Annotated in this window: 25 protein-coding genes and 1 tRNA gene; 12 read left to right on the forward strand and 14 right to left on the reverse strand. The window is 64.1% G+C overall.

The genetic code is table 11. The features are described 5' to 3' along the window. Positions 1-63: 63 nt before the first annotated feature. Together EZV60_RS07380 and EZV60_RS07385 are read right to left on the reverse strand one after the other, a co-directional pair. Positions 64-696 carry a hypothetical protein gene (locus EZV60_RS07380; RefSeq protein WP_135503831.1) on the reverse strand — a complete coding sequence of 211 codons (633 nt, stop codon included), beginning with the start codon at positions 694-696 and terminating at the stop codon, positions 64-66. 106 nt (positions 697-802) lie between these two features. Then, entirely contained in the window at positions 803-1,231 is a 429-nt protein-coding gene (locus EZV60_RS07385) for an FKBP-type peptidyl-prolyl cis-trans isomerase (protein ID WP_135503832.1), read from the reverse strand. 199 nt (positions 1,232-1,430) lie between these two features. On the opposite strand from EZV60_RS07385, the gene EZV60_RS07390 reads away from it, so the two are divergent. The 5 genes from EZV60_RS07390 (at position 1,431) to EZV60_RS07410 (ending at position 4,966) form a co-directional block, all read left to right on the forward strand. Continuing rightward, positions 1,431-2,114 carry a haloacid dehalogenase type II gene (locus EZV60_RS07390; RefSeq protein WP_135503834.1) on the forward strand — a complete coding sequence of 228 codons (684 nt, stop codon included), beginning with the start codon at positions 1,431-1,433 and terminating at the stop codon, positions 2,112-2,114. After that, complete coding sequence (locus EZV60_RS07395) at positions 2,114-2,947, forward strand: alpha/beta fold hydrolase (protein ID WP_135503836.1); 834 nt, start codon at positions 2,114-2,116, stop codon at positions 2,945-2,947. The genes EZV60_RS07390 and EZV60_RS07395 overlap by 1 nt, the downstream gene beginning before the upstream one ends. Beyond that, entirely contained in the window at positions 2,944-3,939 is a 996-nt protein-coding gene (locus tag EZV60_RS07400) for a threonine ammonia-lyase (RefSeq protein WP_135503838.1), read from the forward strand. Before EZV60_RS07395 ends, EZV60_RS07400 begins: the two co-directional genes overlap by 4 nt. Continuing rightward, positions 3,936-4,472 (forward strand): hypothetical protein, encoded by a 537-nt coding sequence (locus tag EZV60_RS07405; protein WP_135503840.1) that lies wholly within the window; start codon positions 3,936-3,938, stop codon positions 4,470-4,472. Before EZV60_RS07400 ends, EZV60_RS07405 begins: the two co-directional genes overlap by 4 nt. Before the next feature lie 170 nt (positions 4,473-4,642). Then, the gene (locus tag EZV60_RS07410) at positions 4,643-4,966 is read left to right on the forward strand and encodes a 5-aminolevulinate synthase (protein WP_135503842.1); all 324 of its coding nucleotides are present in this window, start codon (positions 4,643-4,645) and stop codon (positions 4,964-4,966) included. A 102-nt stretch (positions 4,967-5,068) separates the two neighbouring features. Here the strand turns inward: EZV60_RS07410 and EZV60_RS07415 are convergent, their stop codons facing one another. Continuing rightward, positions 5,069-5,383, reverse strand: coding sequence for a hypothetical protein (locus EZV60_RS07415; RefSeq protein WP_135503844.1), 315 nt, complete (start codon positions 5,381-5,383; stop codon positions 5,069-5,071). A 531-nt stretch (positions 5,384-5,914) separates the two neighbouring features. Between EZV60_RS07415 and EZV60_RS07420 the strand changes: the two genes are divergently transcribed. The 4 genes from EZV60_RS07420 (at position 5,915) to EZV60_RS07435 (ending at position 10,376) form a co-directional block, all read left to right on the forward strand. Continuing rightward, entirely contained in the window at positions 5,915-6,637 is a 723-nt protein-coding gene (locus EZV60_RS07420) for a THxN family PEP-CTERM protein (protein WP_210115066.1), read from the forward strand. A gap of 561 nt (positions 6,638-7,198) precedes the next feature. Then, complete coding sequence (pcaD, locus tag EZV60_RS07425) at positions 7,199-7,993, forward strand: 3-oxoadipate enol-lactonase (RefSeq protein WP_135503846.1); 795 nt, start codon at positions 7,199-7,201, stop codon at positions 7,991-7,993. A gap of 5 nt (positions 7,994-7,998) precedes the next feature. Further along, positions 7,999-9,234, forward strand: coding sequence for a TCR/Tet family MFS transporter (locus tag EZV60_RS07430; protein ID WP_245306244.1), 1,236 nt, complete (start codon positions 7,999-8,001; stop codon positions 9,232-9,234). 56 nt (positions 9,235-9,290) lie between these two features. Then, a complete protein-coding gene (locus EZV60_RS07435; protein WP_135503848.1) occupies positions 9,291-10,376 on the forward strand; it encodes a zinc-binding dehydrogenase in 1,086 nt (361 codons plus the stop codon). 25 nt (positions 10,377-10,401) lie between these two features. Here the strand turns inward: EZV60_RS07435 and EZV60_RS07440 are convergent, their stop codons facing one another. Beyond that, entirely contained in the window at positions 10,402-11,214 is an 813-nt protein-coding gene (locus tag EZV60_RS07440; protein WP_135503850.1) for an alpha/beta fold hydrolase, read from the reverse strand. A gap of 50 nt (positions 11,215-11,264) precedes the next feature. On the opposite strand from EZV60_RS07440, the gene EZV60_RS07445 reads away from it, so the two are divergent. Beyond that, positions 11,265-11,585 (forward strand): ArsR/SmtB family transcription factor, encoded by a 321-nt coding sequence (locus EZV60_RS07445; RefSeq protein ID WP_135503852.1) that lies wholly within the window; start codon positions 11,265-11,267, stop codon positions 11,583-11,585. A gap of 270 nt (positions 11,586-11,855) precedes the next feature. Next, positions 11,856-13,088, forward strand: coding sequence for a mandelate racemase/muconate lactonizing enzyme family protein (locus EZV60_RS07450; protein ID WP_135503854.1), 1,233 nt, complete (start codon positions 11,856-11,858; stop codon positions 13,086-13,088). Positions 13,089-13,097: 9 nt separating this feature from the next. Here the strand turns inward: EZV60_RS07450 and EZV60_RS07455 are convergent, their stop codons facing one another. From EZV60_RS07455 to EZV60_RS07500, 10 genes are all read right to left on the reverse strand, one after another. Further along, positions 13,098-14,390 carry a S8 family serine peptidase gene (locus tag EZV60_RS07455; RefSeq protein WP_135503856.1) on the reverse strand — a complete coding sequence of 431 codons (1,293 nt, stop codon included), beginning with the start codon at positions 14,388-14,390 and terminating at the stop codon, positions 13,098-13,100. A 5-nt stretch (positions 14,391-14,395) separates the two neighbouring features. Beyond that, on the reverse strand, positions 14,396-14,992 hold the full coding sequence (locus EZV60_RS07460; protein WP_135503858.1) for a hypothetical protein: 597 nt from the start codon (positions 14,990-14,992) through the stop codon (positions 14,396-14,398). Beyond that, entirely contained in the window at positions 14,989-15,558 is a 570-nt protein-coding gene (locus EZV60_RS07465) for an RNA polymerase sigma factor (RefSeq protein ID WP_135503860.1), read from the reverse strand. The genes EZV60_RS07460 and EZV60_RS07465 overlap by 4 nt, the downstream gene beginning before the upstream one ends. 382 nt (positions 15,559-15,940) lie before the next feature. Further along, positions 15,941-16,870, reverse strand: a complete 930-nt coding sequence (locus EZV60_RS07470; RefSeq protein WP_135503862.1) for an AEC family transporter — start codon at positions 16,868-16,870, stop codon at positions 15,941-15,943. A gap of 7 nt (positions 16,871-16,877) precedes the next feature. Next, positions 16,878-17,675 (reverse strand): MBL fold metallo-hydrolase, encoded by a 798-nt coding sequence (locus EZV60_RS07475; RefSeq protein ID WP_135503864.1) that lies wholly within the window; start codon positions 17,673-17,675, stop codon positions 16,878-16,880. Beyond that, positions 17,675-18,481, reverse strand: a complete 807-nt coding sequence (locus EZV60_RS07480) for a TatD family hydrolase (RefSeq protein WP_135503866.1) — start codon at positions 18,479-18,481, stop codon at positions 17,675-17,677. The genes EZV60_RS07475 and EZV60_RS07480 overlap by 1 nt, the downstream gene beginning before the upstream one ends. Before the next feature lie 19 nt (positions 18,482-18,500). Next, a complete protein-coding gene (locus EZV60_RS07485; RefSeq protein WP_135503868.1) occupies positions 18,501-19,652 on the reverse strand; it encodes a DNA polymerase III subunit delta' in 1,152 nt (383 codons plus the stop codon). Further along, entirely contained in the window at positions 19,649-20,275 is a 627-nt protein-coding gene (gene tmk, locus EZV60_RS07490; RefSeq protein ID WP_135503870.1) for a dTMP kinase, read from the reverse strand. Before tmk ends, EZV60_RS07485 begins: the two co-directional genes overlap by 4 nt. After that, positions 20,272-21,438, reverse strand: coding sequence for a D-alanyl-D-alanine carboxypeptidase family protein (locus tag EZV60_RS07495; RefSeq protein ID WP_135503872.1), 1,167 nt, complete (start codon positions 21,436-21,438; stop codon positions 20,272-20,274). Before EZV60_RS07495 ends, tmk begins: the two co-directional genes overlap by 4 nt. A gap of 14 nt (positions 21,439-21,452) precedes the next feature. After that, positions 21,453-22,376, reverse strand: a complete 924-nt coding sequence (locus tag EZV60_RS07500; RefSeq protein ID WP_425353557.1) for an SPOR domain-containing protein — start codon at positions 22,374-22,376, stop codon at positions 21,453-21,455. A gap of 204 nt (positions 22,377-22,580) precedes the next feature. Between EZV60_RS07500 and EZV60_RS07505 the strand changes: the two genes are divergently transcribed. Then, positions 22,581-22,670: transfer RNA gene (locus EZV60_RS07505), tRNA-Ser, on the forward strand. Positions 22,671-22,801: the final 131 nt, after the last annotated feature.

Below are 22,801 nucleotides of genomic sequence, written 5' to 3' on the forward strand. Positions count from 1 at the left end.
TACCGAACCTACTCACTTCACCCCGACCGCGCGACCGCGCAGGGCCGCCACGCCCACAGCCTTTCAGCCTTCAGCGTTCCCTGACCCGCTCCCTGGCCGGATCCCCGAAAGCCCCGGCTTGGTGATCGCCCGGCGCGACTCCTCAAGCCCCTCGGCAAAACGTTCGGCATCGCCGTAATCCACAAATTGCGCGTAATAGGCGTGGTGTGCGCCCACCCGCGCGGCATGCTTGATCGGGCACCAATAGGCCTCGGTGCGCCCGGCCACCTCCTGCACATAGCCGATAAGCCCGTTGCAATAGCCGCAATAGATGCAGTTCAATTTCTGCAGCCCGTTGAGATAGGCCAGGTGGTGGCGGTCCACCCGGATGAAATCGGCGCGACGCACCCGCTCGATCCCGTAAACCGGGAAACAGACCCGCTGATAGATCGTCACGAAAAGATCCAACAGCACGAAGGGCAAGATCAGGGAATAGATCACCGGCGCGGTCAGGATCACCATCGGCCGCGCCTGCCGCAGAAATGCCCACAGCCGCACCCGCAACTCCCGGTGCCGCGCCTTCATCTCCGCCTCGAACACCACCCGTCCGTTGCGGAAGGAGTAGCGGAACCGCTCGCGCTGCTGACGGAACTCCTCCTCCAGCTCGTCCTGAAGCTGGCGGATCCGGGTCAGCAGGCTGTCGACGGGGCTGGTCATGGGGCGGGCTCCTTCTTTGGGTCAGCCTAGCGCGGGCTGCACGCAAAAAGAAGGCGGCGCAGACCCCTCGGTCCGCGCCGCCCCGTCCTTTCGCAGGTGAGCCGCCTCAGGCGATCTCGACCAGTTCGATGTCAAAGGTCAGGTCCTTGCCCGCCAGCGGGTGATTGGCGTCAAGCACGACCTGCTCTTCGCCCACCTCGGCCACGGTCACCTGCAGGGTCTGACCCTGCGGCGTCTGCACCTGAAGCTGCGTGCCGATATCAAGCGGGATGTTGTCGGGGATGTCCTTGCGCGGCACCGGCTGCATCGCGTTGGGGTCCTTGGGCCCATAGGCCTGATCGGCGGGCACCTCGACCTTCTTCTTGTCGCCCACGGTCATGCCCGGGATGGCCTGATCGAGACCGGGAATGATCTGGCCCGACCCCACGGTGAATTCCAGAGGATCGCGGCCCTCGCTGGAATCGAAGGTCGCGCCGTCTTCCAGCGTACCGGTATAGTGAATCCGAACGGTGTCTCCCGTTTTGACTTCCGTCATGAAAATATCCAATCGTGTTTGGGGGGGTGAGTTTTCAAGGCCGCGCCTCGCGCGCGGGTACTTGGTTTCCGTTTCTGGGCGGCAACCTAATATGCGAAGGCGCGGATTGCAAACCGCAGGGCCTGCGCAAACGGGCTTTCCCGCCGGGTCCGGACGTGCCACCTTGGCGGGGCCGCGAAACGATCCGAAAGGCCCGCCCATGCCGATCACGACCTGCATCTTCGACGCCTATGGCACACTCTTCGACGTGGCCGCCGCCGCCCGCACCGCCGCCGCCGAACCGGGCCGCGAGACCTTCGCGGACCACTGGCCCGCCATCGCCGAAACATGGCGGCGCAAGCAGCTCGAATATACCTGGCTGCGCGCCATCACCGGTGACCACACCGATTTCTGGCAAGTGACCCAAGACGGGCTCGACTACGCGCTCGAGGCCGAGGGCCTCGACGGCGACGCCGATCTGCGCGAGCGGCTGCTGCAGCTTTACTGGGAGCTTGAAGCCTACCCCGAGGTGCCCGAGGTTTTGCGCACGCTCAAGGACCGCGGGCTGAACACCGCGATCCTGTCGAACGGCTCGCGCGACATGCTCAAGGGCGCGGTCGACAGCGCGGGCATCGGCGATCTGCTCGACGACGTGCTCTCGGTCGACAGCGTCGGCATCTTCAAGCCCGCCGATCTGGTCTATGACCTCGTGATCCAGCGGTTCGGCGGCGCCAAGGCCGACGTGCTCTTCGTCTCCTCGAACGGCTGGGACGTGGGCTCGGCGGCCGGCTACGGCTTCACCACCGCGTGGGTGAACCGCGCGGGCCTGCCCGTCGACCGGCTAGCAGCGCGCCCCCTGCACATCCTGCCCGATCTCACCCGCATCCCGGAGCTTGCCAAGTAATGCCCAGTTTCACCACCTCCGACGGCGTCACGCTTCACTACGAGGACGAGGGCTCCGGCCCGCCGGTCCTCTGCCTTGCGGGCCTCACCCGCAACAGCACCGATTTCACGTATCTTATGCCGCATCTGGGGGGCTACCGCGTGCTCCGGCTTGATTATCGCGGACGCGGGCAATCGGGCTACCCGGACGATTTCATGTCCTACAACATCCTGCGCGAAGGCGCCGACGCGATCGAACTTCTGGATCATCTCGACATCCCCAAGGTCACGCTCATCGGCACCTCGCGTGGCGGCCTCATCGCCATGGCGCTGTCCGTGACGAACCCCGACCGGCTCTCGGGCGTGGTCCTGAACGATATCGGCCCCGAGGTCACGTCGATCGGGATCGAGCGCATCATGGATTACGTCGGCAAAACGCCGCCCTTCGCCAATCTCGACGAGGCCGCGCGGGCGCTGATGACGGGCCAGGCCGACGCCTTTCCCGATGTGCCGCTCAAACGCTGGCGCGAACAGGCCGAGTTCATGTGGGCCAATGCCGAGGGCGGCGGCATCGCCCTGCGTTATGACGCGCGGCTGCGCGACGCGCTGGTCGGTCAGGCCGGCGCGGGCGAGGCGCCGGACCTGTGGCAACTCTTCGATGGTCTGCAAAATTTCCCGACCGCTGCCATAAAAGGCGCCAATTCAGACCTGCTCAGCGACGAGACCTTTGCAAAAATGCAAGAGCGGCACCCCGATCTCATCACCGCCATCGTCCCCAATCGCGGCCACGTCCCCTTCCTCGACGAGCCCGAAGCCGTCGCCGCCATCCATCAGGTTCTGAGGAAAGCCGCATGAGCGATATCGACCGCATCCGCGCCGCAGCCAGGCGTCTCGACGGCCATGCCCGGCGCACGCCGCTCCTGTCGTCTCCCTTCCTCGACCGCATCGCGGGCCGGCGCGTGCTCATCAAGCCCGAGTGCCTGCAGCACACCGGCAGCTTCAAGTATCGCGGGGCGCGCGCCGCGCTCTCCGCCCTCGATGAGGCCACCCGCGCCAAGGGGGTGCTGGCCTATTCCTCGGGCAACCACGCGCAGGGCGTGGCCCTCGCCGCCAAGGAATTCGGCGTGCCGGCGGTGATCGTCATGCCGATGGACGCCCCGCAACTCAAGATCGCCAACACCCGCGCGCAGGGGGCCGAGGTCGTCCCCTATGACCGCGCCGGCGGCGAAAGCCGCGAAGAGGTGTGCGCCGCCATCGAGGCCGAGCGCGAGCTGACGCTCATCAAACCCTTCGACGAGCCCGAGGTCATCGCGGGGCAAGGCACCTGCGGGCTGGAGATCGCCGAGGACGCCCGCGCCATGGGCATCGAGCGCGCCGACGTCCTTGTCTGCTGCGGCGGCGGCGGCTTCACTTCCGGCGTGGCGCTCGCATGCGAGGCCGAGGCGCCGGGTCTCACCGTCCGCCCGGTCGAGCCCGAAGGCTTCGACGATGTCACCCGCTCGCTCGCCTCCGGTAAGATCGAAACCAACGCCACCCACTCCGGCAATATCTGCGACGCCATCCTCAGTCCCCGGGCCGGCGACATCACATTCCCGATCATGCACCGCCTCTGCGGCCCCGGCCTTGTCGTCTCCGAGGAAGAATGCCTCGCCGCCATGGGCCTTGCCTTCCAGCGGCTGAAACTCGTGGCCGAACCGGGCGGCGCCGTGGCTCTGGCCGCCGCCCTTTTCCGCGCGTCCGAAATCGAGGGCGACACCGTCATTTGCACCATCTCCGGCGGCAACGTGGACGCCAGCGTCTTCGCCCGCGCTCTGGCCACGCTCCTGCCCCCGGAAGGCACGCCGTGATCTTTCGCGCGCTCTTCGCCTGCCTCTGCCTCGGCCTTGCCGCCCCGGCGCTGGCGGGCGACCGCGCGCACCTCATCGCCGAGATCGAGGCCGCAGGCCGGAACGTGACCGACACCAAGCGGCACGCCGTCACCGTCTCGGGCTGTACCCTCATGACCCGGTTCGAGTACAGGCACCCGGCCAAGGGCTGGGTGCTCTGGTCGCGCTTCACCGTCTTCATGCCCGACGCCACGCCCCGCGCGCGCGGCACCGGCGGCGGCGATCTGCATCAGGCCGGTCACGGCACCGAAGAAACCGGGATCACCGCCTTTCGCATGCGTCCCGGCACCACCGCGCGCTACGAACGCTCGGCCCTCCGGCGGCATCTGCCCAACAGCGTCCCCGCGCCGCGCGGCGACGGCACCACGCACCGGCTGTCCAAGGTCACCAAGTTCTTCATTCAGCATGACGGCCCCGGCACCGTCGCAAAGGCGCACCGCTTTACCGCGGCCTATACCGACTACGTGCAAACCTACTGCGCGCTGATCGGCTGATCCGGCCGCGCGACCGGCGGGCGAACCGCGAAAAGGCGGGAAATCCTGACTTTCCACTCGCCCCACCCCGCCGCTACACTCTGCGTATTGTCAAAGATGTTTTGAGGCGGCGGCCCGAAGACGGCCTGTCCCGATCCCAGTGCCTTTTTCCGGTCCGCCGAAAATTGATCATGGATACCATCGACACCCGTCTGGTCGCTCTGACGCTGATGGCCGCCTTCGGCTACGGGCTTGCGACTATCGGCATGAAGCTCGCCTCGGCCAATTGGTCGGCCATCGCCGTGCTGCTCATCGGGCTCGGCTTCATCGCCGCCATGCAGGCCGAGATCGTGCTGATGCGCGGCATGACGCTGGGCGCGCTTTACATGGTGATCATCGCGGTCGAGACGGTGCTGGTGCTCGGCTTCGCCTACAGCATCGGCGAGGGGCTCAGCCCTCGCGAGGCCCTGGGCGGCCTCGTCATTCTCGCCGGGCTGGCCATCGTCGCGCATTGAGGCGATCCGCGCCGCGCTTGCCCCGCATGACGGGCCCGTCGCGGGCCCCGTCTGATCGAACCAGCCAGAGCCACGCGTAGCGAGGCTCGATAGAAAAGACGGCTATTTCGGCGTGTCCGAAAACGGTTCGGCCACAATTTGCCACGCGTCCTCGTACACGACAAAACCGGGCTTGCGTGTGCGCAGCATCTCGATGGGATAGCCCGCCTCCTCCAGAAGCGCGATCAGCTCGAAACTTTTCGCAATCGCCGTCTCCGCTTCGGGCTTGAACCAGCTCAGGCCGACGCCGTCCTTGCGGTCCGCGCCCTTGGCCCGCGACCGTCTGAACGCGTCGGGGATCGGAAGCTCCGCGCAAAACAAGCCTTCCCGCGCGGTCATGTTTTCAACGGTATTCGGGCGCACGAATCTGATCAGCATGTCCGCTTTGGTAGGGACGGTTCCTGTCGAAAATGAGACCCGGCGGTCAGCCCCTGCAATAAACCATGCAGTTCGGAGATGAGAGCCGCTCAGAACAGCCTAATGACACGCAAATATGTCCCGAAGACATCCTCGGGAGACGGTTGTGACGGAGGTCGGCTTGGCGGACAAAGCTGTCGGTTGGTGAAGGCCTGGTTTGGGGAAAGTGGGAGCCCGTATGGAGCTCCCAGGAATTTCGGGCAAAACGGCTGAACCAGAGCGGTCACTTTACGGAACTCCAGAGAATCAGCGGAATATCAAAAATCGTCGTTTCTAAAATACGAACAATATGAATAGAAAAAGCTTATAGTTTATCAAATCATTACAATAATGTTTTTTCATGGGTCCTAACTCACACCCAACGATGCAAGCGGCTTGATTATTGCATAAAAGTCCGCGAAGTTATTGATTCATAGTTGGTTTGGACCTTGCAAAAACCATATCAACTTTAACTATAATTGCAATTGATTTGCACAATCAGGGGGAAATAACGTGAGTTTTAATTTCAGAAGCACAACTGCCGCAGCCGCGATCGTTGCCGCGTCGGTTTTTGCGTCCGACGCACGGGCGATGCCGGTCAGTGACCTTTTCATTGATAGCGTGACGGGCGTATGGACCGCTGTGTCGGGGGCTACCGTGAGCGGGCTCGGCTCGAACGAAATCCGCTGGGGTACTCCAACCACTACAGGCGGGGAACAAAGTGGATATAGGTTCGATGGTGCGGCACCCCCGACACAAGGACCGTATTCGGAGGGCCAGGTCTTCGATCTCGGGAGTTTCACGCACTTTAACTTCCCGATCTTTGCGCCATCTATCACTTTCGCCGAACTGGAGGTGACCACGGCGGGGACGGTTGGTGGAGCCGCCTTTTCGATCACCTCGGTGTTCGACTTCGATCACTTCGAGACACCAAACGACGGCTCTCCGTGCGCCGCTGGAGGAGTACAGCCCTGCCCTGACCTAGTGACACCGACACTCAACATCGGTGCGTCTGAGTCGGTAAGCGTCGGTGGCGTCGATTACTTTATCAGCGTTACGGGCTTTGACATCGGGACGGGCTTCCTGACACTCGAAGGTCAATCAAACACTGCGCAACTGCAGGGTACCTTCACCGCGCGCGTCTCCGCGATTCCACTACCGGCTGCAGGCTGGATGCTGATCGCCGGTCTTGGAGGCCTTGCTGCGATGGGCCGCCGTCGGAAAAAAGCGGGCTGAAACACGCTCGATTGGATTTATGGTGATGAAGGCAGCAACTGAAGTTGCTGCCTTTTTTCTTAAACGCGATTATTGCCTGCTTAGACAAACTCTTTTGGAAAGTGCTTTGCAAGGTGCGGTCTTCTTACGGCGCTTCAGAGCGTGATAGGGAGGATGCAACAGAACGAGATTGGGATAATCGATGTTCATACTTCTTGCGGAAAGACGGCATTCACTCGGCGAGTTTTGCATCGCAATACTACCTCTCGAAACTGTCTTCCCAGAACTTCAATCTGGTGACGGGTTTCGGGAAACATGGAGAAATTCGACCATCGATGCAAACTGACCGACGACCACTTTGGGCTCAAAGCCGTCATTGCGCTCCAAGCCAGCCGCAGGGTCTCTCATGCATCACTCACTGCCATGGGCTGGACAAAACGGGCGCCCTTTCCGGAAGTCCTGTTTTTCCGCGATCAAGACACTCATCCCCCGGCCACCGCAGGGCGAAGCCGACATTTGCTTTCCCCACTCCGCCAACCTTGCTATCCCGGAAACCTGTGCCAGCCCAGGAAGGACACCACCATGAGCTTCGCCGATCTCGACGGCATCCGCCTGCACTACCGTGACGAGGGGCCGCGCGACGGCCCCGTGGTGGTCTTCTCCAACTCGCTCGGCACCAATCTCACCATGTGGGACAGCACCCTGCCCCACCTCCCCGAGGGCCTGCGCATTATCCGCTACGACAAGCGCGGGCATGGCCAGTCCGAGGTGCCGCCCCCGCCCTATTCCATGGGCACCCTCATCCACGACGCCGAGATGCTGCTCGACCATCTGGGCGTGCAGGAGTGCTGCTTCGTGGGCCTTTCCATCGGCGGCATGACCGGCCAGGGGCTGGCGGTGAAACGGCTCGATCTGATCCGCTGCATGGTGCTGTCGAACACCGCCACCAAGATCGCGACACCCGACATGTGGGACGAACGCATCAAGGCTGTCGAAGAGGGCGGTGTCGCGGCACTCGCCGACAGCATCCTCGAACGCTGGTTTTCCAAGCGCTTCCTTGCCTCGCCCGAGCTTGCGCGCTGGCGCGATCTTCTTGTCTCCACGCCCGACGCGGGCTACGCGGGATGCTCTGCGGCCATCTCCGGCACCGATCTTTACACCCCCACCAGCGGGCTGCGCCTGCCGGTGCTGGGCATCGCCGGCACCGAGGACGGCTCCACGCCCCCCGATCTCATGCGCGAAACCGTGGGGCTCATTCCCGGCTCCCGGCTCGAGATCATGCGCGGGGTGGGTCACATCCCCCCGGCGGAGGATCCCAAAGGCTACGCGAAACTCCTCACCGGCTTCCTGCGCGAAACCGGCCATATCCCCGGCTGAGATCCGTGCGCACCCGCCTGCCGCTCGTCTTCATTCTGACCACCGTCATGATCGACGCCATGGGCATCGGCATCATCATCCCCGTCATGCCGCAGCTCATTGTCGAGATCGACGGCGGCACGCTGTCGAACGCGGCCCTCTGGGGCGGGGTCCTCGCGTCAAGCTTCGCGGTGATGCAGTTTCTCTTCGGGCCTCTGATCGGCAACCTCTCGGACCGGTTCGGACGGCGGCCCATCCTGCTGACCTCGCTGGCGGTGATGGCCGCCGATTACCTCGTGATGGCGCTGGCGGGCTCCATGTGGCTGCTGCTTCTGGGCCGGATCGTCGGCGGCATCGCCGGCGCGACCCACTCCACGGCCGCCGCCTTCATCGCCGACACCTCGACGCCCGAAAAACGCGGCGCGGGCTTCGGCCTCGTCAGCGCGGCTTTCGGGCTGGGCTTCGTGCTCGGCCCGGTGATCGGCGGGGTGCTGGGCGATCTCGGGCCGCGCGCGCCCTTCTGGGCCGCCGCGGCGCTGGCCTTTGCCAATCTGGTGCTCGGGCTGGCGGTGCTGCCCGAATCCCTCACCCCCGCGACCCGCCGCGCCTTTTCGCTCCGGCGCGCCAATCCGTTCGGCGCGCTGGCGCAGATCCGCGCGCATCCCGCACTGCCGCGCCTTCTGACCGTGCTTCTGCTCGCGCAACTCGCGTTCAACGTCTACCCGGCGATCTGGTCCTACTACACCACCGCCGCCTTCGGCTGGGACCCGGCCATGATCGGCGTCTCGCTCGCCGCCTTCGGCATCTGCATGGCCGTGGTGCAGGGCGGGCTGATCGGCCGGGTGATCGACCGGCTGGGCGAAGGTCACACCGTGCGGCTCGGCCTCGGCTTCGCGGTCACCGCCTTTCTCATTCTCGGGCTCGTGACCGACGGGGCGCTGGCTCTGGCCTTCGTGCCCATCGCCGCGCTGGCCGCGATGACCGTGCCGGCGCTGCACGCGATCATGTCGCGCGACACCGCCGCCAACGCCCAGGGCGAGCTGCAGGGCCTCTTTTCGTCAACCAACGCGCTGGCGATGATCCTGTCACCGCTGATGATGACCTGGGTCTTTGCCTGGGCCACCCGGCCCGACGGGCCGGTCTTCCTGCCCGGGGCGCCCTTCCTCGCGGCGCTGGCGCTTTGCCTTCTTGCACTGGCGCTGTTTCAGGCCCGGCCCCGCCCGCGGCCGGCCCGCGACCCCCAAGGTCGCTTTCCGTCTTGAACCCCGCCCCGCTTCGCGCGCAGTCTGCGGGAAATCACCGGGATCAGGGAGGATCCATGAAAACCATCAAAGCGGCGGTCTGCCATGCCTTCGGCGCGCCCCTGACGGTCGAGGACGTGCAACTGCGCGCGCCCGGACCGGGCGAGATCGAGGTCCAGCTCGACGCGGTCGCGATCTGCCATTCCGACATCTCCTATGCCGACGGCGCCTGGGGCGGGTCCCTTCCGGCCGTTTACGGCCACGAGGCGGCGGGCCATATCACCGCCACCGGAGAGGGCGTCACCGGCCTCGACGTCGGCGATCCGGTGGTCGTCACGCTGATCCGCGCCTGCGGGCAGTGCCCAAGCTGCGGCGCGGGCCGGCCCACGGGCTGCGAGACGCCCTTCGACGGCGATCACGGCGCGCTCAAGACCGCCCAAGGCGGCAAGCTGCATCAGGCCATGGCCTGCGGCGCGTTTGCCGAGGCGGTGGTCGTGCATCACAGCCAGGCGGTGAAGATCCCCGGCGGCATGGCGATGGACGCCGCCAGTTTGCTGGCCTGCGGCGTCGTGACAGGCGTGGGCGCGGTCGTGAACGCGGCGGCCTTGCGCGCGGGACAAGACGTGGTGGTGATCGGCGCGGGCGGCGTCGGCCTCAACGCCATTCAGGGCGCGCGCCTTGCCGGGGCACGGCGCATCGTGGCCGTCGACATGAACGAGGATAAATTGAACGACGCCCGCGCCTTCGGCGCCACCGACGGCGTGCTGGCCACCGAAGAAAAGCCCTGGCGCGTCGCCAAGGCCGCGATGGGGCGCGGCGCCGACGCGGTTTTCGTCACCGTGGGCGCGGCGCGGGCCTATAACGACGCGCCCCGCTATATCGCCTCGGGCGGCAAGGTGATCATGGTCGGCATGCCCGCCACCGGCGACGCGTCAACCTATGAACCTGCCAGTTTCGCCGCCGCCGGTCAGTCGATGGTGGGCTCCAAGATGGGCGACGTTGTGATCAAGCGCGACATTCCGTGGATGATCGACCTTTACGCACAAGGGCGGCTCATGCTCGACGAGCTTATTTCGAAACGCTGGACGCTCGACCAGATCAACGAGGCCATCGCCGACACCAAGTCTGGTACCGCCCGGCGCAACGTCATCCTTTTCCGCTGACCCCGCCGCTGCGTGCGCCCCAGGCTCAGAGGTTGTGCATCAAGAGACCCAGCACCGCCTCGGGCGCGTCTTCCAGCACCATGTGCGCGGCGTCCTCGATCACCGTGAAACTGTCCGCGCCGATCGCATCGCGCAGCCTCTCGCCACGCGACACAGGGATGAAACTGTCCTGCGCGCCCCAGCCCAGATGCACCTCGAAATCGGGCTTGGCAAAGAGCGGCTCCAGCTCGGCGATATTGCCGTCATCGGCCTGCGAGGCCTGGGCATAGAACGCGGCTTTCCCGGTCTCCCCGCTGTAAGGCTCCAGGTACATCTCGCAGACCTCCCTGCGCATCGGCACGGCAACGGCTCTCTGAATATAGGCTTTGAGCAGCGCCTCATGCGCATAATCCGGCAACCCCTCGAACACGTCCGTATGGTGACGCACATGCGCGAAAAAGGGCGAGCCCGAGGGCAGCACCGCCACCGCGTCGAAGAGATGAAGGCCACCATAGTCGAGCCCGTTCACGAAATGGCCGCGCAGCGCGGCCAGCCCGCCGAAATCGTGGCCCACCACCTGCGGGCGCTCGACGCCCCAATGATCCACGAGCGCCGCCAGCAAATCGCTTTGCACGTCTTCCGACACGACTTGCCCGGGCGCCTTTTCCGATTGCCCGGTGCCCAGCATATCGAAGTAATAGACCGTACGGCTTTGCGCCAGCCAAGGCGCAATCCTGCGCCACGCTTGGCAAGACCATGGAAAGCCATGTATCAGGATCACCGGGTCCCCTGCGCCCATGCGTCCCCACGCCACGCGCTGGCCCCGAAAATGAAACGTCTGATCAAGGGTCAAAAACATTCGCCAATCCTCATATAGTCACTTCGCTATTTTGCTAAATGACTAATCGTATGGCAGATCGCAGCGACCAGATCAAGGCGCTTTCCTCCGAAAGCCGTCTCGATATCCTGCGTTTGCTTACCGATCCCGGAACCGAATTCGCCGACCAGCAATCCGCCGACCCCGCGACAGAGGGCGTCTGCATGAGCATGATCGCGGATCGGCTCGGCGTGACCCAGCCGACCATCAGCCGCCATATCGACCTTTTGCGTCGCGCGGGGTTTCTCACCGTGCGCAAGAAACAGAAATGGTCCTATTGCAAGCGCGACGAGGCCGCGCTGGCCGACTACCATGCCTGGCTGTCCGATACGCTGCAGATCGGCGGCGATTGACTCGACCATGTCGGATCTTCGCACCCCGACTGTAAGCCCTTGGACGGCTCGAACGGACCGCCTCGCAGCAGGATGCGGGTACGGCCCGATCCCGTCGCGGCCACGGCGCGGACCGATCCGTTTTTCCGGTCGCCCGCGGCTCGCATTAAGATTCGCAGGGCCCGGATCGCATCGCGCGGCGGTGTACGGCCTGTGTACAGGTTGTGCACGCAAATCATACACCCGATCCGGGCCGCACGGCCCGGTTAACCCACCGTTCGGAGGCCGCCCATGAAACTCGCCGATCTCGACATTCTCGTCACCTCTCCCCCGGCGCCGGGATGGGGCGGGCGCTACTGGATTCTTGTGAAGATCACGACCGGTGACGGGATCAGCGGCTGGGGCGAATGCTATGCCGCCTCCGTCGGGCCTCAGGCGATGCGCGCCGTGATCGAGGATGTGTTCGAGCGGCACATGAAGGGCGAAAGCCCTGAAGACATTGAGAAAATGTTCCGCCGCGCCTATTCCTCGGGCTTCACGCAGCGGCCAGACCTGACCGTCATGGGCGCGTTCTCGGGGCTGGAGATCGCCTGCTGGGACATTCTCGGCAAGGCGCGCGGACGGCCTGTCTGGGCACTCCTGGGCGGCAAGATGAACGAGCGCATCCGCGCCTACACCTATCTCTATCCCCTGCCCCATCACGATCTGACCGAATTCTGGACCTCGCCCGAGATGGCCGCCGAGTCCGCGCTCGATGCCGTAAGTCGCGGATATACCGCGATAAAATTCGATCCCGCCGGCCCCTACACCATGCGCGGCGGGCATATGCCCGCGATGTCCGACATCTCGCTCTCGGCGGCTTTCTGCAAGGCCATCCGCGAGGCGGTGGGCGACCGCGCAGATCTTCTCTTCGGCACCCACGGTCAGTTCACGACCGCCGGCGCGATCCGGCTGGCCAAGGCGATCGAGCCCTATTCCCCGCTCTGGTTCGAAGAGCCGATCCCACCCGACAATGTCGCGCAAATGGCCCGCGTCGCCTCTGCCACCTCAATCCCTATCGCCACCGGCGAACGCCTGTGCACAAAGGCCGAATTCGCCCCTGTCTTGCGCCAGGGGGCGGCGACGATCCTCCAGCCTGCCCTGGGCCGGGCGGGCGGCATCTGGGAGATGAAGAAGGTCGCCGCCATGGCGGAGGTCTATAACTCACAGATGGCCCCGCATCTCTATGCCGGCCCGGTGGAATGGGCCGCCAACATCCATTTCGCGGCCTCGATTCCCAATCTTCTGATGTGCGAAACGATCGAAACCGAATTCCACAAGGGGCTCATTAAGAACGGAATTCAGATAAAGGACGGCTTTATCACACCGCCCGACACGCCCGGGCTCGGTATCGAGGTCGACGAGGAGCTCGCCCGCGCGCATCCCTTCGACGGCGTCGGTCTGCACCTCGAGATGCAGGACGCGCCCTGCGACTATGTGAACGGCAACAGCTTTGCCGGCGGTGCGCCGATCAAGATCGGATGAGTCCGCCGCTCAGCAACCGCCCGACTGTACCAGCCCGTAGCCGAACCGCGTGTCGCGCCCGGCCGGCCCGAGGTCACGCGCCCGCGCCCGCAGGAAACCGCGTGCACCCTGCAGCGACAGCCCGCCGCGCGCCGCCTGCCGCGCGAGGATGGCGGTGACCACCGGCGCGGCGAAGGACGTGCCCGAGCGATAGCTGCCGCCCGAGGCGCCGGACGCCACGTATAGATCCACGCCCGGAGCCGCGAATTCGATATGCGGCCCGAAATTGGCGCGACCGTAGATGGCGCCGGCCGCATCCACAGCCGTGACCGCGATTGTGCCGGACGCGGCCGCTGGAAAAACCGCGGCCCCGCTGCCGCCGTTGCCCGCTGCCGCGACCATGACGACTCCACGCGCCTGCGTGAGCGCCAGCACCCGGTCGAAGACAACGTTGCTTTGTCCGGCAAACGACATGTTCACAAGCCGCACACGGTTCGCAACAAGCCAGTCAAGCGACGCGCTGATCGCTTCCAGCCGCCCGCCGGGACCTCTGCGCGCCTTGCCGAACGCCTCTGCCGCATAGAGCTGCACGCCCGGCGCGAGACCCGCGAGCGGTCCGGCGCTCGAGGCACCGGCGATCAGCGCGGCCACCGCTGTGCCATGCCCCGGCGCGTCCGCCGCCTCGCTACGCCCAAGAAAACTCTGCCGCGTGACGGCTACCCCCCGCAAAGCGGGATGCCCGGGGTTTATCGCGCCATCGATCACACCCACCCGGACGGCACCGGACAACCGACAGCTTTGCCCCGGCGCATCGCCCAGCATCGCGGCATGATAGACCCGCGGTCCTGCCGAACGCCGGTAGATCCGGTGCTGATCAATCAGCGCCGAGGGCGCCGCCTGCCGCAGCAGCGTCTGCGCAGCCTGGACGTCAAGCGTGCGGGGCAGTGCGACGAACAGCAGCTGCTGCCCGAGCTCCGGCAACGCTCTCCCCCGCAGCAGCGTAACTCCTGCAGCCTGTAGCGCGGCCTGCGCCGCGGCGGCCTGCACGCGCGCAACCAGAACTGCGTATTCCGGTGCGCCGCTTGGGGCGGCGACCACGTCGCGCGCAGCTCTCGGCAGCCCCCGCGCCACTGTCCCGCGCTCTCCCGGGTCCACGCCTCCGGACGAGGACCTGCCCGGAGATTGCTGAACCCGCACCTCGCCCGGCACTGTCGAGCAAAGCCCGGCGAGACCGCAATCAGGCAGCGCAATACGAACACTGGCCTGCGCCGCATAGGGCGCGACAAAGAGCATGCAACAAAGGGTCAGGAGGTGCTTGAGCATGGTGTCTACTCCACGGAGTCGATGAGGTCCGGTCGCGTCGAGAGGGCCGACCGCGCAGCCTCAAGCGACGGCGCGTCCTGTGCGGCCAGTGTATAGAGCCCAAGCGCGGAGGGACCGGCGATGATGTCAAGCCCCTGCGCCAGCAGGAGAGCGCGGAGTTCGGCCTCGGTCGCGTCGTCAGCAAAGGCCACCCGCAACGTATACGCTTCTCCGACCGTCTCTGGTGCGCCCGTGGCCAGTTCCATGCCCGGTTGCCGGGTCTGCCCGACATAGACCGTCTGCGCCACGAACAGCCCCAATAGCACGACCGCCGCCACTTTCCAAAGCCGCGGCGCGGTCGCGCTGTTGGCGGCCACAATGCCATTGCTTGCTGTGCCGCTTTCACTTTCGATGTCCCGCATCAGCCGAGCCAAGCCGATGTCGCCGGGTGTCTGCACTTGCCCTTCCTGCTGCATCGACCGGCGCAGCGCCTTGAGCGCCTCAAGCTCTTGCGCAAGGGCCGGGTCTGCCGCCACGGCCGCTTCGACCGCCGCGCGTTCTTCGCCTTCCAGCGTGCCATTGGCCAGAAAGACAAGCATCGTCTCGGGATCTTGCGTCGTCATGTCCGTGCCTCCGCCATGCGCGCCGAGAGGCAATGCAGCAGCAGTTTCTTGGCGTGGAAGACACGTGTCTTTATCGTGCCCTCCGGTACTTCGGCAATCTCGGCGATCTGGCCATAGGTCATGTCCTCGTAGAACGCGAGGTCGATGGCCGCCCGGTGTTGCGGTTTGAGCTGATCGAGGCAATGGCGCAGATGCACCGCCTCTTGCGCCGCCGCTAGACAGGTCGCCGCATCGGGGCTGTCATCGACGCGCTCGTCAATCTCATCTGTGAGATCCATGCGCTTGTGTTTGCGAAAATGATCCATCGTTTTCCTGTAGGCTATGCCGAATACCCATGTCTTGACTGCCGACCGGCCCTCGAAACGCACTGCCGAGCACCAGACGTCCATGAAGGTGTCATGCTGTATGTCGGCCGCTTCGAAGGGATCGTTCAATTTCGATGCGATAAACCGGTACACCGGCCGTTCCATCGCCTTGTAGAACTCGGCGAAGGCCGCTTTTTCGCCTTCGGCCATGCGCGCCAGAAACCCGGCCAGTTCGGCGTTGGACGCGCCCGGAGTGCCCACGGAATTCCCCCTCGATCAGCACTTGAAAATAACTTGGTTCAATAATGCCTAACAAAACGCGGCACCCGGTAGAGTTGGCCGGGGACCGCCTTTGGTTGTCAAGACAAAACAGCCCGCAGAGGGCCCCGTAAGGCTATCAGATCAGATTGCCCGCGCGCCCTGAGCCTTTCTGAATAGAGGTTTCGGTCTGGATATCTGGCGCGGCTCGGGTTTCCTTCCCGTCCGGATCGGGCCAAAGCGCGGACACGCAAAGAAGCATTATGCCAGTGGTGATCAGAGCGCCCCGAGTGCGGTGACGAGGATAACGCAAGAAAAAAACTCCATGAACTCAAGACTTCATGGAAATGCGTCGAGCCACGCCCCGAATGCGTTCAGATTTTTTTCAGGGCAAAAGGGCCAGCCAGACCCAGACCGTCAGGATCGAGAGTGCGGTTGCCATCAGAACAGAGGTCGCCGCCACGCGCATCGCCCGACCATACATGCTGGCGAAAATATAGGTGTTCACGCCCGGCGCCATCGCCGCAGTCAGAACCGCAGAGCGCGTGGCTTCGACCGGAAGGGAAAAGGCAAGGCCGAACCCGCGCGTGATCAGCGGATGGATTACGAGCGCGATCAGGCAAATGTACAGCACCAGCCGAAGGTCCCCTTCGGGGCGATACGTGGCCAAAACGCCCCCCAACCCGAAAAGCGCAGCCGGTAACGCCGCCCGGACCATCAGGTCAAGCCCGTCATTGAGCACCGTGGGCAACACAAGGCCAGACAGGTTCACCGCGAACCCAAGCACGATGCCTAAGATCAATGCATTTGAAAACATCGCCTTCAGAACCCGGCCGAGCAGGGCGGACCCGGCCTGGCCTTGCGCGCGCACGATCTCCATCACGGTGATGCCAAGCCCGTAGCAAAAGGGCGAATGCACCGCGATAATGGCGAAATTCGCCTGAAGCGCGTCGGCGCCATAGGCCCGCTCTGTCAGGGGCAGCCCCAAAAGCACCGAGTTGGAAAAAAGGCAGCAAAAACCGATGGCGACCGCATCCTCCCAAGGGCGTCCGAAAATTAACCTCGCCCCGACGAGGCCGAGCACAAAGCCACTCGCCGCCCCGGCGTAAAAGCTTGTGAGAAGGCGCAGATCGAAACTTTGACCCAAATCGAGGCGGGCAATGGCCGTGAAAAGCAGACACGGAATGGCGAAGTTCTGGGTGAACTTCATCAAACCCTCGACGCCCGATTGCGAGAACCACCCCTTCCAGACCGCTAGATAGCCGAAACCGATCACGAAGAAGACCGGCAGGATGACCTCCAGAAGCGCCTGCATCGTCGGTTCAGACGGTGTACGAGATCACCATCCCGTCGAAAGCCGGGGTGATGTGCTCGGGTGTTTCGTCCACCAGGGTCGCGTAGTCCATATCGACGTGCATGTTGGTCAGAATTGCCCTGCGCGGGGCGGCGCGCGCGATCCAGCCCAGCGACTTCTCCAGATGCGCATGCGTCGGGTGCGGGGTTCGGCGCAGCGCATCCAGAATCCAGCAATCCAGATCCTGAAGCATTATCCAGCTTTCGTCGGGGATTTCGGCGACATCAGGCAGATATGCCAGATCGCCCACCCGAAAACCAAGCGCGTCGATCGACCCGTGATTGACCCAGAAAGGGCGTAATGTGACAGGCCCGCCCGCGCCGTCGATCGTGAAGTCGTCCTTGATCGTGTGCATGTCCAGGATCGGCGGATAGGGTGAATCGTCGGGCTGGATAAATGCGTAGCCGAACCGTGCGTAAAGCGCGTTCTGCGTGTCGCCATCCGCCCAGACCGGCAGGCGCTGACGCATGTTGAAGACGATCATCCGCAGATCGTCAAGCCCGTGCACGTGATCGGCGTGGCTATGAGTGTAAACCACCGCGTCAAGCGCGCCCACGCCTGCGTCCAGAAGCTGGGCGCGCAGGTCGGGCGAGCTGTCGATGAGCACGCGGGTGATACCCTCTTCGCTCTCACGCTCGATCAGCAGCGAACAACGACGGCGGGCGTTCTTGGGATTATTCGGATCGCAATCGCCCCAGTTTCCCCCGAGACGCGGCACGCCGCCCGACGACCCGCATCCCAGAATGGTGAACCGTATCTCACCCATCAGGCCGCCGCCCGGTACTGCGCGGCCTTAGCGAAGAGCCGATCGAAATTGGCCTGTGTCTGCGCGGCGAAGTCCGGCCAGTCCATACCGACGGTCTCTGCCCCAACCTTGGCGGTGTGCACGGTATAGGCAGGCTCGTTTCGCTTGCCGCGATAGGGAGGCGGGGCGAGATACGGCGCGTCAGTTTCCACGAGGATCCGTTCAACCGGCGCGGCGGCGAAGATCTCGCGCAACTCCGAAGATTTTGGGAACGCCGCGATGCCCGATATTGAAAGGTAAAACCCAAGATCAATTGCCGTCTGCGCCAAATCCGGCCCGGAAGAAAAACAATGCATCACGCAGTCATAGCCGCCAGTTGCGTGCTCCTCGCTCAGGATGCGCGCCATATCCTCATCCGCATCCCGCGCATGAATGATCAGCGGAAGCCCGGTCTGGCGCGCGGCTTCGATATGCAGGCGCAGGCTTTGCTGCTGCGCCTCGGCGCTTTCGGCGGTGTAGTGATAATCAAGCCCTGTCTCGCCGATGCCGACAAATTTCGGGTGCTCGGCCAGTTTCACCAGCTCGTCGACCGTTGCCATCGGCTCATCCGCGACGCTCATCGGGTGGGTGCCGGCGGCGAAAAAAACTTCGGGATGCGCCTCGGCAATGGCGCGCACCTGCGGCTCCAGACGAAGCTTGGTGCAGATCGTGACCATCCGGGTCACCCCGGCCTCGACCGCGCGCGCGACGACCTGCTCGCGCTCATCGTCGAAGGTGTCGAAATCGAGATGGCAATGGCTGTCGGTGATCTGGATCTGATCGGTCATGACGTCCGGTCTGTTCAGGTTAGACCGTCAGCGCGGTCTGTTGCAGTTTGAACACCGTATCTAGCACAAGCGCGGCGGGATCAAGGTTGACCGCCCGACCGTGGCGGGCCCGCGCGCCGATTTCCTGCGCGCATTCGGCCCAGATCCGACCTGCCCGCGTATCAGGTGCCAACCGGGCAAGCAGGTCCGCCTCTCCCGCGGCGGCCTCAGGCGGCGCGGTCCCGCTTGCACCTTTGCGCGCGAGGCGTGCCAGAAAGAGGTCGACCAAAGCAAAAAGCAGATCGAGCCTTGTTTCCGCGCCCCGCGCCGCGGTGGCGTCGGCAAGCTTGAGGGCGCGGGGCCGGTCGAGCTGTGGTAAAGACCCCGCGATGCCGACGAGTTCCGCGTAGAGTTTCAGACCGTCAAGATTATGAAGGCGCACCGCCTCGCCTGCCGAACCTTGCGAAAGCTCTGCCAGCGCCTCGGCCTGCCCACCTACGTCGATTCCCGCCTGATGCAGTGCCGCGATCACGTCCTCTGGCCCGAGGCGACCCAACCGCAATTCGCGACAGCGCGAGCGGATCGTCGGTAGAAGACGCGCCGGCTGATGGGCAACCAGAAGGAAGGTGGTGCGCGCTGGCGGCTCTTCGAGCATTTTCAGAAGGGCGTTCGCGGCGGCTGTGTTCATCTCGTCGGCCGCATCGAGAATGACCACGCGACGCCCGCCATCCGCCGCACTGAGATGCACAAACTTTGCCAGATCGCGGATCTCATAGACGCGAATTTCCTTTGAAAGCTTGCCCTCTTCGTAATTTTTCTGCCGCTCGCTTTCGGTTGAGCCGAGGCCACCGCGCCGCACGAGATGCAGCCCCGGCTCTGCCCCGGCCAGGATGCGGCGCGCCACGGGATGGTCGGCTGGGATATCCAGTGTTTCCGGCGCAGGCGGCGCCCCGAAAAGACCTTCATCCTGTTCTTCGGGCGTGGCCAGAAGAAACCGGGCGATGCGCCAGGCCAGCGTCGCCTTACCCACGCCGCGTGGACCGGTCAGCAGCCAGCCATGATGCAATCGCGTCGAAGTAAAGGCGCCGAGGAACTCGGTTTCCGCAGCCGTCTGTCCAAAGAGCTGCCGGGTTTCCCGCGGATGCGGCGCACCGTCGACGCGATCAGGCTCTGTCATCGCGCCGTCGCTCATCCCAGGCGGTCCTCGACGCAGGCCGCCACATCGGCGGCAACGGTCTCGACCGGCCGGTTGCCGTCGATTACGATGAACCGCTCGGGATGCTCTGCCGCAAGATCGAGAAATCCCTGCCGCATGCGCGACTGAAGCCCGGCGCCGAAATTCTCGAACCGGGCCTCGGGCCCGCCACGCGACAAGGCGCGTTCAAGACCACGGCCAGGATCCATGTCGATCAGAATCGTCAGATCCGGCTCGCGCCCGATCATCAGGTCATGCAAGGCATCCACCTTGTCACGCAAATCGTCACGCGCAAGACCCTGGTACATGCGCGTGCTGTCCGCAAAACGATCGCAGATCACGATCTTGCCGTCCACAAGGGCCGGTTCGATCACGCGCTCAAGATGGTCACGCCGCGCCGCCGTAAAAAGCAGAAGCTCCGTTTCAGGCGACCAGCGGTCGGTGTCGCCCTCCAGCACCAACTTGCGGATCTCTTCGGCGCCCTGGCTTCCGCCGGGTTCCCGGGTCAGAACAACACCGCGCCCCGCGGCACGCAGGCGTTCCGCAAGGTGGCGGGCCTGTGTGGACTTTCCCGATCCGTCGATCCCTTCGAAACTGACAAACCAGCCTCGGGCTGTCAAAGCGCGCCCTCCGGACCCTCTCTGAGCCGGGTGAGCAAAAGGCCCGACACAGTGCGCAGGCGCACCGCGAAGCCGCCCGTGCCGACACTCTGCGCGGCGACCAGCGGCACACGCATCTCGGGCAGACCCTCAGGCGAAAACACCAGTTCGGCCAATTCGTCCCCTGCGTTCACAGGCGCACGAATTGGACCCTTGTAAACGACCTCGGCACTAAGTTGATCCGGTCCCAGAACCGGCACGAGGGTCGAGACATCCTCGGTCGCAGTCAACCCGACGCTCGGCGCATCGCCCATCCAGATATCGGCGCGGGCAATCTCGGTCCCCGCTTTTAGGATCGTGGTTTCGGTGAATTGCCGAAACGCCCAATTGACGATCTGCTGCGCTTCCTCGGCCCGGACCTGCGCGCTTTCAAGCCCTGAGATGACAAAGATGATGCGCCGGTCACCTTGCTTGGCGGATCCGACAAGCCCGTAGCCCGCAGCCTGGGTATGACCGGTCTTGAGCCCGTCTGCCCCAAGACCAAGCTTGAGCAGAGGATTGCGGTTTTGCGTATTCTGCGGGGCGCGACCATCGAATTCATAAGTCGTTTCCGCGAACATCGGGTAAAATTCCGGAAAATCCTCGATAATTCGACGTGCAAGCAAGGCAAGATCGCGCATGCTCATCCGGTGGCCCGCGGCCGGCCAGCCATTGGAGTTGGTGAAGGTCGAGTTGGTCATACCCATCTGCTGCCCCCGCTGGGTCATGAAGCGGGCAAAGCCCGCCTCCGTCCCATCCGGACTAAGCGCCTCGGCAAGCACCGCGCAGGCGTCATTGCCCGACAGCACGATGATGCCGCGCAGCAGATCTTCGACACTGACCCGGTCGGTGGTATCGAGAAACATCGTCGAGCCGCCGTAGCTCATGGCGTGCTGCGAAACCGGCAACTTTTCGGACAAGGACAACCGCCCGTCGCGGATTGCCTCGAACGTGACATAGAGCGTCATGAGCTTCGACATCGAAGCGGGTGGCAGCGGTTCATCAGCGTTTTTGCTCAACAAAACGGTACCCGTGGTCATATCGGTGACAAAGGCCGACTTCGCGCGGGTGTCAAAAGCATGCCCTGGCAGAGCCAGGGCAAAAAGCAGAGCAAGCGATGAGATTAGTCGTGTGGCAGCGATCATGGGTCTCCCCGAAGTCAGTTGGTCACTGGATATGCATCATCAAACCCGACACCCTTGATCTTTTTCAAGAGGACACTGCGCTCCGACGCGTCGCTAGCCGGTCCCACGATAACACGCCAGAAGGTCTTGCCTTGCGAGCTTTGCTTCTTGACTGTGGGGATCATCCCGGATTGGCGCATCGCGACCGCCGTGTTGCGGGCGTTTTCCTCGACACTGAATATCCCGATCTGGATATAGGGTTTGTCAAGCGCAGACGCGGCGCGCGCGGGCGCGGCAGCCGTCACTTGGGTTGGCTTGGGCGTCGGCACCGCGGCTGGTGCAACCTCGGGTGCCTGACGCGCCTCAACGGCTTCGATCGCCGCGGCGGCGCCCATGACGGGATCGAGCGCGCTTGCCTCGACCTCGGCAGGCGGAGCAATCTCCATGGTTTCGCCGTCCGGCGTTTCGGCCGAAACAGACGCAGCTGCGGCCGGATCCGGCGCGGCTTCGCGGCGCAGCGCGGTCACGTTAAGCTGGACCGGCGCCCCGGCAAGCATGCCAAGCGCTGCAGCGGCATCCGAAGACACCTGCAAAATCGGGCCGGGGTTTTCCCGCTCGCGGCGAAACAAGGCGCCGATGACGAACTTGCCGTTCTTGGTGTTGCGAATGATCACCCGCTCAGGTTCGCCAACATCGGGATGCGCCACCCACACGCCGCCTAGAGATGGGCGTCCGTCCCAAAGGCCCTTGTCTGTCACCTGAAACACGTCGGGCGCCTCGACGTCGCGCTCTATAAGTTTGACGGAATTGTCCGCCGAGGTCACGGCATCAACGTTTACGTCCTGCGACTGAAACAGGGCGAATTGCCCGTCCTCACTGCAGCCCGCGAGCAGAAGCGCAGCTGCGCTCACTACTGCGAAAGAGCCGCCGCGCCTCGCCTTACTGTTCATGTCTTTCATCTCTTGCCCCTTGCCTGAATGCGCCTTTCTGGCGTGGTGCCGGTTGATCCGGCGTTATGACTTGCCCGTTACGGGCGCTCTGCCTTAGGGCAGAATAGCCGGTCACGCAGCTTAAGGAAAGTCTGCAACACGCCTCTCGGCAGAATTCCCCGCACAACTGCGGCCTTTCAGAATCGCAAACGGACGGGTAGCAAGTGCGGCAGCGGAGGAGTGGCAGAGCGGTCGAATGCACCGGTCTTGAAAACCGGCGTGCGTGAAAGCGTACCGTGGGTTCGAATCCCACCTCCTCCGCCACCCAGACCTGTCTCTCTGACAACATGCGGTTAGAGCCGATTTTTCTGCGCGTATTAGGGTGTTTAGCATGGCAGCTTTCCGACAGAGACGCACCGATCTTCGGCAATCCGGGGAGATTATCCCGCGCGTCT

The organism is Roseovarius aestuariivivens, from assembly GCF_004761875.1.
Lineage (GTDB): Bacteria > Pseudomonadota > Alphaproteobacteria > Rhodobacterales > Rhodobacteraceae > Roseovarius > Roseovarius aestuariivivens.